10 protein-coding genes are annotated in these 12,380 nt (G+C 58.6%); all 10 read right to left on the bottom strand.

Annotated elements, in window-relative coordinates; translation table 11 throughout:
• Positions 1 to 16: 16 nt before the first annotated feature.
• The gene (locus ACYZT5_RS24640; protein ID WP_462047790.1) at positions 17 to 2,047 is read right to left on the bottom strand and encodes a 2Fe-2S iron-sulfur cluster-binding protein; all 2,031 of its coding nucleotides are present in this window, start codon (positions 2,045 to 2,047) and stop codon (positions 17 to 19) included.
• Between the two features lie 63 nt (positions 2,048 to 2,110).
• A complete protein-coding gene (locus ACYZT5_RS24635) occupies positions 2,111 to 2,737 on the bottom strand; it encodes a glutathione S-transferase family protein (protein ID WP_462047788.1) in 627 nt (208 codons plus the stop codon).
• A gap of 128 nt (positions 2,738 to 2,865) precedes the next feature.
• A complete protein-coding gene (locus tag ACYZT5_RS24630) occupies positions 2,866 to 3,768 on the bottom strand; it encodes a LysR family transcriptional regulator (protein ID WP_462047787.1) in 903 nt (300 codons plus the stop codon).
• Between the two features lie 78 nt (positions 3,769 to 3,846).
• On the bottom strand, positions 3,847 to 5,679 hold the full coding sequence (gene glmS / locus ACYZT5_RS24625) for a glutamine--fructose-6-phosphate transaminase (isomerizing) (RefSeq protein ID WP_462047786.1): 1,833 nt from the start codon (positions 5,677 to 5,679) through the stop codon (positions 3,847 to 3,849).
• A gap of 1 nt (position 5,680) precedes the next feature.
• A complete protein-coding gene (locus ACYZT5_RS24620) occupies positions 5,681 to 6,457 on the bottom strand; it encodes a DeoR/GlpR family DNA-binding transcription regulator (protein ID WP_462047785.1) in 777 nt (258 codons plus the stop codon).
• Positions 6,458 to 6,554: 97 nt separating this feature from the next.
• Complete coding sequence (gene glmU, locus ACYZT5_RS24615) at positions 6,555 to 7,922, bottom strand: bifunctional UDP-N-acetylglucosamine diphosphorylase/glucosamine-1-phosphate N-acetyltransferase GlmU (protein WP_462047784.1); 1,368 nt, start codon at positions 7,920 to 7,922, stop codon at positions 6,555 to 6,557.
• Positions 7,923 to 8,038: 116 nt separating this feature from the next.
• Positions 8,039 to 8,464 carry a F0F1 ATP synthase subunit epsilon gene (locus tag ACYZT5_RS24610; RefSeq protein ID WP_462047783.1) on the bottom strand — a complete coding sequence of 142 codons (426 nt, stop codon included), beginning with the start codon at positions 8,462 to 8,464 and terminating at the stop codon, positions 8,039 to 8,041.
• Positions 8,465 to 8,509: 45 nt separating this feature from the next.
• A complete protein-coding gene (atpD, locus tag ACYZT5_RS24605; protein ID WP_462047782.1) occupies positions 8,510 to 9,889 on the bottom strand; it encodes a F0F1 ATP synthase subunit beta in 1,380 nt (459 codons plus the stop codon).
• A 27-nt stretch (positions 9,890 to 9,916) separates the two neighbouring features.
• Positions 9,917 to 10,777, bottom strand: coding sequence for a F0F1 ATP synthase subunit gamma (gene atpG, locus ACYZT5_RS24600; protein WP_033059680.1), 861 nt, complete (start codon positions 10,775 to 10,777; stop codon positions 9,917 to 9,919).
• A 50-nt stretch (positions 10,778 to 10,827) separates the two neighbouring features.
• Positions 10,828 to 12,372 carry a F0F1 ATP synthase subunit alpha gene (gene atpA, locus ACYZT5_RS24595; RefSeq protein ID WP_150711443.1) on the bottom strand — a complete coding sequence of 515 codons (1,545 nt, stop codon included), beginning with the start codon at positions 12,370 to 12,372 and terminating at the stop codon, positions 10,828 to 10,830.
• Between the last annotated feature and the right edge of the window lie 8 nt (positions 12,373 to 12,380).

Genomic DNA, 12,380 nt, shown 5'->3' with positions numbered 1-12,380 from the left:
CTGCGTTCGGCAGATGCTACAGGTCGAGGACTAAAGGCTGCGACCCCTGCGCTGGAATCGCACAACAAATCAGCACCTGTCCGTCGTCCGGCACTTCTGCCGGCGGCTGTGGATAATTCACCTGGCCACTGATCAGGCGTGTCTTGCAGGTCCCGCAGGAACCGCCACGGCAGCTGAATTCCGGGCGCAACCCACGGCTTTCCGCCAACTCCAGCAAACTGCCACCGTCGGGTTGCCAGCGGGCCTCTTTCGCCGAACGCTGAAACACCACCGGCACCGAGGTCGTAGCCGCGGGCTGTTGCTCGATGACCACCGCGTCGGGGTCCGGCACCCTGCGCAAAGTCGAGGGGCCGAAGGTTTCGGCGTGAATCCTTGCATCGCGGATGTCCAGTTCCCGCAGGCTGTCGTACAACCCCTGGGTAAAACTGCCCGGACCACAGAGGACGAAATCCAGCTGATCGTAGTCCTCCACTTCAAGAATGGTCTTGAGCAACGCGGTGTCGATCCGCCCTGTCAGGTCGAAGTCTTCCCCCTCTCGGGCCTCTGCCTCCGGCTGACTTAGCAGGCGCAACACCCTGACCGCATCACCTGCGCCATCGAGCAAGCGATCCAGTTCAGGACGAAACGCTTGATCGGCCAGCGTGCGCGAACTCTGGAAGAACCAGGTCGGCCGGATGCGGCGGGTGCGCAGGCCTTGATAAACCACCTCGCGCAGCATCGACAGCAGCGGCGTGATTCCCACCCCGGCAGCCAGAAGCACCAGCGGCCGACGTTCATTAGGCGCCACGGTGAAATGCCCCTGAGGCGCGCGGGCCTCCAAAAGATCACCGACGCGCACCTGTTCATGCAGGTGCGAAGACACCAAACCTTCTCGCTTCACGCTGATGCGGAAAAAATCATCGGACGGCGCGCTCGACAGGCTGTACGTACGGATATGGACATCACCGGCAATGTTGAAGCGCAGGGGCAAATGCTGCCCGGCCTGGAACACTGGCAACCCCGCGCCATCGGCAGGCTCCAGATAGATTGAGCGGATGTTGTGGCTTTGCGCCTCGATGCGCACCACCCGCAACGGCCGCCAGCAATCCCCCAAGGCCTGGGCCTGCAGACGGGCGTTGGCCTGCGCCCAGGTGCCGGTCAGCAAACTGGTGGGTGACACGCCGTCGAAGCGCCACCGCAGAGCCAGCGCGGCGGGACGACGCACCACGCTTTCCACTTCAAATGTCCACAAGCGCTCGGCCCCTTGAAACGCCTCGACCTGTGGGCCTTCAAGAATGACTTCGGTGCGACCGCTGAGGTGCAGCAGGTCTCCCGAATTGAAGTCGATAAACAGCAAACCGGCCCGAGGATTGAGCAGCAAGTTGCCCAAGGTGTTGAAAAACAGGTTGCCGGCGAAATCCGGAATGGTCAGGCGATTACCTTCGACCTGTACGAAACCGGCCTGGCCGCCGCGGTGAGAAACGTCCACCGAACGTTGGCCATCGACGTCCACGTAACTAGCGACAAAGAACGTATCGGCTCCCGCGATCAGGGTTTTGGCCGCATCATCCAGCCCATTGAGGTGTTGCGCGATGCGAGTCGACGGATCCGCCAACGGCACCGAGCGAAACTGCCGCAATTGAATGTATTGCGGGCAATTGCCGTAGGACTGCTCCACCGCCACATCGAAGCCGCTCGCCGTCATCGCGCCGACTCGGCCGTTGAGGCGGTTGCGGCGACGGGTGTGCAGCTCGATCCCCAGCAGGCCGATCGCCGCGCCCTCGGTCAATCGCGCAGGATCATCCGCGCCCGGCAGGCTGCGAAATTGCAGCGCACCCGGCTCGGGCGAGTGAGCAAAGCCCGGTTGCCCTTCAAGGATACTGGCCCAAGGATTACCGTCGGCATCCACCGCGCCGTACAGCATGAACGGCAGTTGCTCATAGAATTTGCGGTGCTGGTCCGGCATCTCGCTGCGAATCACCTTACGACCGAGTACCTCCATTCGCTCGGCAATGCCCACATAAGCCTGCAATTGTTTCTCGCCGGCGTGCCAGGGTGAACGGTCCATAACGACTTCTCCCCTGCGCCATCGGCGCAGTGTGAACGACCCGACAGTGTCAGGCCGCAAGCATCAGGCAGTTTTTTGCAGACCGGCAACAGTGCGCGGCATGCCGACAAAACCTGGCAAGGCTTCGATCCGCGCCAGCCAGGCGCGGATGTTGGCGTAGTCTTCCAGCGACACATTGCCTTCTGGCGCATGGGCGATGTAGCTGTAGGCCGAAACGTCGGCAATGGTTGGCTCGGCGCCAGCCAGATAGGGTGTTGCTGCCAGTTCCTGATCGATCACTTTGAGCACGGTGTGGGAATAGGCGATCACCTCTTCAGCGTTGTAAGCCGCACCAAACACTGTGATCAACCTGGCTCTGGCAGGGCCAAAGGCAATCGGCCCAGCGGCAATCGACAACCAACGCTGAACCTTGGCCGCACCAACCGGATCGGCTGGCAGCCAGCGGCCGTTACCGTACTTTTGCGCCAGATAAACCAGGATCGCGTTGGAATCGGCCAGTACCACGCCTTGATCATCGATGACCGGCACCTGACCAAAAGCGTTGAGCGCCAGGAAATCCGGCTGTTTGTGCGCGCCCTTGACCAGATCGACGAAAATCAGCTCGGTCGGTAGTTGCAGCAGGGACAGCATCAGCTCTACACGGTGAGCGTGGCCAGAACGAGGGAAGTTGTAGAGCTTGATGGCTTGCATGGTTGACTCCGTTGGGGTGGCGCGGTTCAGGAGGGATCAGCGCCGACGACCGCTATCTTCCACCCTCAACGAAACCAACAGAATAACCACCAAACGCAATCCATTATTTCAGTCGGCGCAATAACCCTTTAGCCGAGCAAGGCCGGATGTTCGCGCAGGGTCTTCACCGCGAAGTCCACAAAACTACGGACCCGCACCGGGGCCTTGCGCCCACCTTGGTAGACCACATGAATGGGTAATGGAGGTAATTCGAAGTCAGCCAAAACGATTTCCAGCTCACCGGTAGCGACTTTACTCGCCACTTGATACGACAGAACCCGGGTCAGTCCCAGACCCATGCATGCGGCGGTGATTGCAGCCTGATTGGCGGTGACAACAAGACGCGGTTCCGGACGAACGCTGATCAGCTCTCCCGCGTCAAGAAACGGCCAGCTTCTGAGCTGACCAATGGACGAGGTGGCGATGATCGGGGCTCCGCTCAAATCTGCAGGATGTTGAGGCTGACCACGGTCAGTCAGAAATCCAGGAGAAGCGCAAATCACCCGCCGCACTTCACCCACTCGAATTGCATGCTGATTGCTGTCAGGCAACTCACCGATACGCACCGCCACATCGATGCCCTCCTCGACCATGCTCACCACCCGGTCCACCAGTAAAGCGTTGATGCAGACTTCAGGAAATTGCGTCAGATAATCCACCATCACCGACGTGACAAATAACTCACCGAACAACACCGGCGCCGTGATCGTCAGTTGCCCACGAGGTTGAGCGTGACTGCCAGCTGCCGAATCCTCGGCTTCCTGCACCTCGGCGAGAATCCTCCGACAGTCTTCCAGGTAACGCTGACCCGCCTCGCTCAAATGAACACTGCGGGTGGTGCGTGTCAGCAGCAACGTGCCGATGCGTTTCTCCAACGCCGCCACGGCGCGAGTGACACTGGCTGCCGACAGGCCCAAACGCCTTGCCGCCGCCGAGAAGCCTTGGTCCTGGGCGACGGCGGCGAAGACCTGCATTTCCTGAAAACGGTCCATGGCCGTGTCCTCAATTCAGATAAAAAAAATCGCAACCGTAGGCTGCGATTTTTAATGTTTGCATCACCTGTGGATAACTTATTCCACAGTCACCGACTTCGCCAGGTTACGCGGCTGGTCAACGTCGGTGCCCTTCAGCACGGCCACGTAATACGAGAGCAACTGCAACGGAATGGTGTAGAGGATCGGCGACAGGGTGTCGTGGATGTGTGGCATCTGTACAACATGAGTGCCTTCACCATTGGTCATGCCGGCCTGCTCGTCTGCAAAGACGATCAGCTGACCACCACGGGCGCGGACTTCCTGGAGGTTGGATTTCAACTTCTCCAGCAGCTCGTTGTTCGGTGCCACGGTGACCACTGGCATGTCGTTATCCACAAGCGCCAACGGGCCATGTTTCAGCTCGCCGGCCGGATAGGCTTCGGCGTGGATGTAGGAAATTTCCTTGAGCTTGAGAGCCCCTTCCATCGCTACCGGGAATTGCGCACCACGACCGAGGAACAGGGTGTGGTTTTTCTCGGCGAACAGCTCGGCGATTTTCTCCACGGTGGTGTCCATGGCCAGGGCTTCGCCGAGGCGGGTCGGCAGGCGACGCAGCTCTTCAACCAACGTGGCTTCGACGCCTTTGGCCAACGTGCCGCGAACCTGGCCCAGGGACAAGGTCAGCAGCAACAGGCCGACCAATTGAGTAGTGAAGGCTTTGGTCGAGGCCACGCCAATTTCACGACCGGCCTGGGTCAGCAGTGTCAGGTCGGACTCACGCACCAGTGAGCTGATGCCGACATTGCAGATCGCCAGGCTGGCGAGGAAACCCAGTTCCTTGGCGTTGCGCAGGGCAGCCAGGGTGTCAGCGGTTTCGCCGGACTGGGAGATGGTCACGAACAGCGTGTCGGGCTGCACCACGACCTTGCGGTAGCGGAATTCGCTGGCGACTTCGACCTGGCAAGGGATGCCGGCCAGTTCTTCGAGCCAGTAACGGGCAACCATGCCGGCGTGGTAACTGGTACCACACGCGACGATCTGCACGTTACGCACTTTGGCGAACAACTCGGCAGCCTGTGGACCGAACGCTTGCACCAACACACCGTTCGGACTCAGGCGACCTTCCAGGGTGCGCTGCACCACAGCCGGTTGCTCGTGGATTTCCTTGAGCATGAAGTGGCGGAATTTGCCCTTGTCGGCGGCTTCGGCGCCATCTCGGTACTGCACGGATTCGCGTTTGACAACGTGGCCGCTTACGTCCCAAATCTGCACGCTGTCGCGGCGAATTTCGGCGATATCGCCTTCTTCCAGGTACATGAAGCGGTCAGTGACCTGGCGCAGGGCCAACTGATCGGAAGCCAGGAAGTTTTCACCCAGGCCCAGACCGATGACCAGTGGGCTACCGCTGCGGGCGGCGACCAGACGATCCGGTTGCTGAGCGCTGATGACCGCCAAACCGTAAGCACCGTGCAGCTCTTTGACAGTAGCCTTCAGGGCCACGGTCAGATCACGCAGATCCTTGAGTTTGTGGTTCAACAGGTGAGCAATCACTTCAGTGTCGGTGTCCGAGGTGAACACGTAACCTAAGGCTTTCAGTTGCTCGCGCAGGGCTTCGTGGTTCTCGATGATGCCGTTGTGCACCACCGCCAGATCACCGGAGAAATGCGGGTGAGCGTTACGCTCGCACGGCGCACCGTGAGTGGCCCAGCGGGTGTGGGCGATACCCAGGCGGCCGACCAGCGGTGTTTCGGCCAGCGCCAGTTCCAATTCACTGACCTTGCCCGGGCGGCGCAGGCGCTCAAGCTTTTCGTCATTGGTGTAGACCGCTACACCGGCACTGTCATAGCCACGGTATTCCAGGCGCTTCAGGCCTTCGAGCAGGATGGCAGTGATGTTACGTTCTGCAACTGCGCCAACAATTCCACACATGCTATTTCTCCTGATTGACAGCCGCGAGGATCAAGTTGATTCCGCGGGCCTGAATCTGATCCCGTGCCTCTAGCGGCAGGCGATCATCGGTAATGAGGGTATGGACACTGCTCCAGGGCAGCTCCAGGTTGGGAATCTTGCGGCCGATCTTGTCGGCCTCGACCATGACAACCACTTCGCGGGCGACTTCAGCCATGACCCGGCTCAGTCCCAGCAATTCGTTGAAGGTGGTTGTGCCGCGGATCAAATCGATGCCATCGGCACCGATGAACAACTGATCAAAGTCGTAAGAGCGTAGTACCTGCTCGGCCACCTGCCCCTGAAAGGACTCCGAATGCGGGTCCCAGGTGCCGCCGGTCATCAACAGCACCGGCTCATGCTCGAGCTCGCTCAAGGCGTTGGCGACATGCAGGGAATTGGTCATTACCACCAGACCCGGTTGTGCGCCGAGTTCCGGAATCATCGCCGCCGTGGTGCTGCCGCTATCGACGATGATCCGCGCATGCTCGCGAATCCGCGTCACGGCGGCGCGGGCAATAGCCTGCTTGTATTTGGACACCGGCTGACCAATGTCGGCCACCAGCTCTTGCGGCATGGTGATCGCTCCGCCATAACGGCGCAGCAGCAAGCCGTTGCTCTCAAGCGCCGCGAGGTCCTTACGGATCGTAACTTCCGACGTTTCGAAGCGCTTGGCCAGCTCATCCACACTGACTTCGCCCTGCTCATTGAGCAAGGCGAGGATATTGTGACGGCGTTGAGGTGTATTGCGTTTCGACATGACTTTGTAAGTTTCGATTCGAAAGATAACGGAAGCAATCAAAACCTATCGGCGAAACTTCGTCAAGCGTGAGGCGATAAAAAGAGCTGTGGATAACTCAGCTCTTCTTGATCTTCTCCGGCCGCTTCCAGCCGTCGATGTTCTTCTGACGTGCCCGACCTACCGCCAACTGAGCGTTATCCACATTTTGGGTAATCGTCGAACCCGCCGCAGTCGTTGCACCCGCAGAGATATCCACAGGCGCAACCAACGAGTTGTTGGAGCCGATGAACACATCTTCACCCAGCACCGTTTTCCACTTGTTCGCGCCGTCGTAATTGCAGGTGATGGTGCCAGCCCCGATGTTGGTACGCGCACCAATCTCCGCATCCCCCAGGTAAGTCAGGTGACCGGCCTTGGCGCCCTCGCCCAAATGAGCGTTTTTCAACTCAACGAAGTTACCCACATGTGCTCGTGCTTCCAGCACTGTGCCTGGGCGCAAACGAGCGAACGGACCGGCATCGCTGCCTTCGCCGAGAATCGCGCCTTCGATGTGGCTGTTGGCCTTGATCACCACCCCTTTGCGCAAGGTGCTGTCCTTGATCACACAGTTCGGGCCGATGATCACGTCGTCCTCAATAACGACCTTGCCTTCGAGGATCACGTTGATGTCGATCAGCACGTCGCGACCGACGGTGACTTCACCACGCACATCAAAACGAGCCGGGTCACGCAGGGTCACGCCCTGAGCCATCAAACGACGACCGGCGCGCAGCTGATAGTGACGCTCAAGCTCGGAAAGCTGCTTGCGGTCGTTAGCACCCTGCACTTCCATCGCGTCGTGGGGTTGCTCGGTGGCCACCACCAGTCCGTCGCTGACCGCCATGGCGATCACATCGGTCAGGTAATACTCGCCTTGGGCATTGTTGTTGGAGAGTCGGCTCATCCAGTCGCCGAGACCTTCGAAAGGCAGCGCCAGAATGCCGGTATTGCCCTCGGTGATTGCGCGTTCAGCTTCGTTGGCGTCTTTCTGCTCGACGATAGCGGTGACCTTACCAGCCGCGTCACGGACGATGCGGCCGTAGCCGGTTGGGTCGTCCAGTTCAACGGTGAGCAAACCCAGTTGTTTCGGCGCCACTTTCTTCAGCAAACGTTGCAGGGTTTCGACTTCAATCAGCGGCACGTCACCGTAGAGAATCAGCACAGTGTCGGACTTGATGAACGGCGCAGCCTGCGCCACCGCATGACCGGTCCCCAGCTGTTTGTCCTGCAAGACGAAATTCAGATCATCCGCCGCCAGACGCTCGCGCACGGCATCGGCGCCATGGCCGATCACTACGTGGATGCGCTGTGGATCAAGTTGCCGGGCGCTGTGGATAACATGGCCAAGCATCGAGTTGCCGGCAATCGGGTGCAGAACTTTCGGCAACGCAGAACGCATGCGAGTGCCTTGGCCAGCAGCGAGAATAACGATTTCTAAAGACATGACTGGCTACCAAATCCTGGGTGGTCAGCGGCTGCGACCAGGTTATGAATGTCGGAAAAGAAAAAAGGGTAGCCGAGGCTACCCTTTTTAATCAATCGCACAACAAGTGAGGCCTATTAGTGGCCGAACTTCTTGCGGATCTGCTGGACGGTGCGCAGCTGAGCTGCAGCCTCGGCCAGACGTGCGGCGGCAGAACCGTAATCGAATTCTGCACCACGGTCATGCAAGGCCTTCTCGGCAGCCTTAACGGCTTCCTGAGCGGAGGCTTCGTCCAGGTCGGCAGCGCGTTGCACAGTGTCGGCAAGCACCTTGACCATGTTCGGCTGAACCTCGAGGAAACCGCCGGAGATGTAAAACACCTCCTCTTCCCCGCCCTGCTTGATCAGGCGGATCGGGCCCGGCTTGAGATTAGTGATCAGCGGCGCGTGACCCAGGGCGATACCAAGATCACCCAGTGCACCGTGCGCAACCACCATCTCGACCAGGCCGGAAAAGATTTCCCCTTCCGCGCTGACGATATCGCAATGGACTGTCATAGCCATCTGATTGCCTCAACCTAAATTAGCGCCCGTTGCCGGGCGCCGGGATTACAGTTTCTTGGCTTTCTCGATCGCTTCTTCGATGCCGCCGACCATGTAGAACGCTTGTTCTGGCAGGTGGTCGTAGTCACCGTTGAGGATGCCTTTGAAGCCAGCAATGGTGTCTTTCAGGGAAACGTATTTACCCGAAGCACCGGTGAAGACTTCAGCCACGAAGAACGGCTGCGACAAGAAACGCTGGATCTTACGAGCACGGTTTACCAACTGCTTGTCGGCTTCCGACAGCTCGTCCATACCCAGGATCGCAATGATGTCCTTCAGTTCTTTGTAACGTTGCAGAACATACTGTACGCCGCGAGCGGTGTCGTAGTGGTCCTGACCGATCACGTTCGGGTCCAGCTGACGCGAAGTCGAGTCCAGTGGATCGACCGCTGGGTAGATACCCAGGGAAGCGATGTCACGGGACAGAACGACAGTGGCGTCCAAGTGGGCGAAGGTGGTCGCTGGCGACGGGTCAGTCAAGTCATCCGCCGGTACGTATACCGCCTGGATCGAGGTGATCGAACCGTTTTTGGTCGAAGTGATACGCTCTTGCAGAGTACCCATCTCTTCGGCCAGGGTCGGCTGGTAACCTACTGCGGAAGGCATACGGCCCAGCAGTGCGGATACTTCAGTACCGGCCAGGGTGTAACGATAGATGTTGTCGACGAACAGCAGAACGTCGTTACCTTCGTCACGGAACTTCTCGGCCATGGTCAGGCCGGTCAGTGCTACGCGCAGACGGTTACCCGGCGGCTCGTTCATCTGACCGTAAACCAGTGCCACTTTGTCCAGAACGTTGGAATCCTTCATCTCGTGGTAGAAGTCGTTACCCTCACGAGTACGCTCACCCACACCGGCGAACACGGAATAACCGCTGTGCTCGATGGCGATGTTACGGATCAGTTCCATCATGTTTACGGTTTTGCCTACACCGGCACCACCGAACAGACCGACTTTACCACCCTTGGCGAACGGGCAAACCAGGTCGATAACCTTGATGCCGGTTTCCAGCAGGTCGTTGCCGCCAGCTTGTTCAGCGAAGGTTGGCGCAGGACGGTGAATGCCCCAGCGCTCTTCGGTGTCGATCGGGCCAGCTTCGTCGATCGGGTTGCCCAGTACGTCCATGATCCGGCCCAGGGTCGCTTTACCGACCGGTACGGAGATGGCTGCGCCGGAGTCTTTGACTTCCAGACCGCGCTTCAAGCCTTCGGTGGAACCCATCGCAATGGTACGAACCACGCCGTCGCCCAGCTGTTGCTGAACTTCCAGGGTGGTTTCAGCCGCGCTCACTACTTTCAGCGCGTTGTAGATGCTCGGTACGCTGTCGCGTGGGAATTCCACGTCGATAACGGCGCCGATGATTTGAACGATACGTCCGCTACTCATAGCTGGATCCTCTGAATATTTGAACCGTTAAACCGCGGCAGCGCCGCCGACGATTTCCGAGATCTCTTGGGTGATCGCAGCCTGACGCGCCTTGTTGTAGACCAGCTGCAAATCGCTGATCAAATCACCGGCGTTGTCGGTAGCGTTCTTCATCGCGATCATCCGCGCAGCTTGTTCAGCCGCGTTGTTCTCGACCACCGCCTGGTAGACCTGCGACTCAACGTAGCGGACCATCAAGCCGTCAAGCAGCTCTTTGGCATCCGGTTCGTAGAGATAGTCCCAGTGGTGCTTGAGCGATTGATCCGGGGTGGCCTCCAGTGGAATCAACTGCTCCACAGTAGGCTGTTGCGTCATGGTGTTGATGAACTTGTTGGACACCACGGACAGGCGATCAATACGGCCGTCCAGGTAGGCATCCAGCATCACCTTGACGCTGCCAATCAGATCATTGATCGACGGCTCTTCACCCAGGTGGCTGATAGCTGCAACGACGTTACCGCCGAAGTTGCGGAAGAAAGCCGCACCCTTGCTACCAACAACACACAGATCGATCTCGACGCCGTTTTCGCGGTTTACCGCCATGTCCTTGACCAGGGCCTTGAACAGGTTGGTGTTCAAGCCACCACACAGACCACGGTCACTGCTCACTACGACATAACCGACGCGCTTGATTTCACGCTCGATCATGAAGGGGTGGCGATATTCCGGGTTAGCGTTGGCCAAATGACCAATAACCTGGCGGATGCGCTCCGCGTAAGGACGGCTAGCAGCCATGCGCATTTGTGCCTTGCGCATTTTACTGACCGCCACTTTTTCCATGGCGCTGGTAATCTTTTGCGTGCTTTTGATGCTCGCAATCTTACTGCGAATCTCTTTTGCGCCTGCCATGTAACACCTATCAGGTTAGCAAGCGGGAGCCTTGCGGCTCCCGCTGCGGCTTACCAGGTTTGGGTGGCCTTGAACTTCTCGATACCGGCTTTCAGGCCAGCGTCGATTTCGTCATTGAAGTCACCCTTCACGTTGATCTTCGCCATCAAATCGGCGTGATCGCGGTTGAAGAAAGCAATCAGCGCTTGTTCGAAGCTGCCGATCTTGGCGATTTCAACGTCAGTCAGGAACCCACGCTCAGCGGCATACAGCGACAGCGCCATGTCAGCGATCGACATTGGCGCGTATTGCTTCTGCTTCATCAGCTCGGTAACGCGCTGACCATGCTCAAGTTGCTTACGGGTCGCTTCGTCCAGGTCAGAAGCGAACTGGGCGAATGCCGCCAGTTCACGGTACTGAGCCAGAGCGGTACGGATACCACCGGAGAGCTTCTTGATGATCTTGGTCTGAGCGGCACCACCCACACGGGATACCGAAACACCGGCGTTCACAGCAGGACGGATCCCGGAGTTGAACATGGCCGATTCCAGGAAGATCTGACCGTCGGTGATGGAAATCACGTTGGTCGGAACGAACGCGGAAACGTCGCCAGCCTGGGTTTCGATGATCGGCAATGCGGTCAGGGAACCGGTTTTGCCGGTTACTGCGCCGTTGGTGAACTTCTCTACGTATTCTTCCGAAACGCGGGATGCGCGCTCCAGCAGACGGGAGTGGAGATAGAACACGTCGCCTGGGTAAGCTTCACGGCCTGGTGGACGGCGCAGCAGCAGGGAAATCTGGCGGTAAGCCACTGCTTGCTTGGACAGATCGTCATAAACGATCAACGCGTCTTCACCGCGGTCGCGGAAGAATTCACCCATGGTGCAACCGGAGTACGGTGCCAGGAATTGCAGTGCTGCAGATTCCGAAGCGCTCGCAGCCACGACGATGGTGTTAGCCAGTGCGCCGTTTTCTTCCAGCTTGCGAACAACGTTAGCAATGGTCGATTGTTTCTGACCGATAGCTACGTAGACGCAGAAAATGCCGCTGTTTTTCTGGTTGATGATCGCGTCGATCGCCAGAGCGGTTTTACCGATCTGACGGTCACCGATGATCAGCTCACGCTGGCCACGGCCGACAGGGATCATGGCATCGACAGCCTTGTAGCCAGTCTGTACAGGCTGGTCTACCGACTTACGCCAGATCACGCCTGGAGCAACTTTCTCGACCGCATCGGTCTCGGTGTTGTTCAGCGGACCTTTGCCGTCAACTGGGTTACCCAGTGCGTCGACTACGCGACCCAGCAGTTCCTTACCAACCGGAACTTCGAGGATGCGGCCAGTGCACTTGGCGCTCATGCCTTCAGCCAGAGACTGGTAAGAGCCCAATACAACGGCACCTACAGAGTCTTGCTCCAGGTTGAGAGCCATACCGAAGACGCCGCCCGGAAACTCGATCATCTCGCCGTACATTACGTCGGCCAGACCGTGAATCCGCACGATACCGTCAGATACGCTGACGACAGTGCCTTCGTTACGGGCTTGGGAGGTCACATCGAGCTTGTCGATGCGGCCCTTGATAATTTCACTTATTTCGGAAGGATTGAGTTGCTGCATTGCTCTGC

This window comes from Pseudomonas sp. LB3P14 (genome assembly GCF_054898045.1).
This window is presented reverse-complemented; position numbering and strand designations above follow the sequence as displayed.

Excerpts from the sequence above, each read along its gene's own strand:
- ACYZT5_RS24640 (WP_462047790.1), bottom strand. The coding sequence starts at position 2,047 with ATGGACCGTTCACCCTGGCACGCCGGCGAGAAACAATTGCAGGCTTAT.
- ACYZT5_RS24635 (WP_462047788.1), bottom strand. The coding sequence starts at position 2,737 with ATGCAAGCCATCAAGCTCTACAACTTCCCTCGTTCTGGCCACGCTCAC.
- ACYZT5_RS24630 (WP_462047787.1), bottom strand. The coding sequence starts at position 3,768 with ATGGACCGTTTTCAGGAAATGCAGGTCTTCGCCGCCGTCGCCCAGGAC.
- glmS (WP_462047786.1), bottom strand. The coding sequence starts at position 5,679 with ATGTGTGGAATTGTTGGCGCAGTTGCAGAACGTAACATCACTGCCATC.
- ACYZT5_RS24620 (WP_462047785.1), bottom strand. The coding sequence starts at position 6,457 with ATGTCGAAACGCAATACACCTCAACGCCGTCACAATATCCTCGCCTTG.
- glmU (WP_462047784.1), bottom strand. The coding sequence starts at position 7,922 with ATGTCTTTAGAAATCGTTATTCTCGCTGCTGGCCAAGGCACTCGCATG.
- ACYZT5_RS24610 (WP_462047783.1), bottom strand. The coding sequence starts at position 8,464 with ATGGCTATGACAGTCCATTGCGATATCGTCAGCGCGGAAGGGGAAATC.
- atpD (WP_462047782.1), bottom strand. The coding sequence starts at position 9,889 with ATGAGTAGCGGACGTATCGTTCAAATCATCGGCGCCGTTATCGACGTG.
- atpG (WP_033059680.1), bottom strand. The coding sequence starts at position 10,777 with ATGGCAGGCGCAAAAGAGATTCGCAGTAAGATTGCGAGCATCAAAAGC.
- atpA (WP_150711443.1), bottom strand. The coding sequence starts at position 12,372 with ATGCAGCAACTCAATCCTTCCGAAATAAGTGAAATTATCAAGGGCCGC.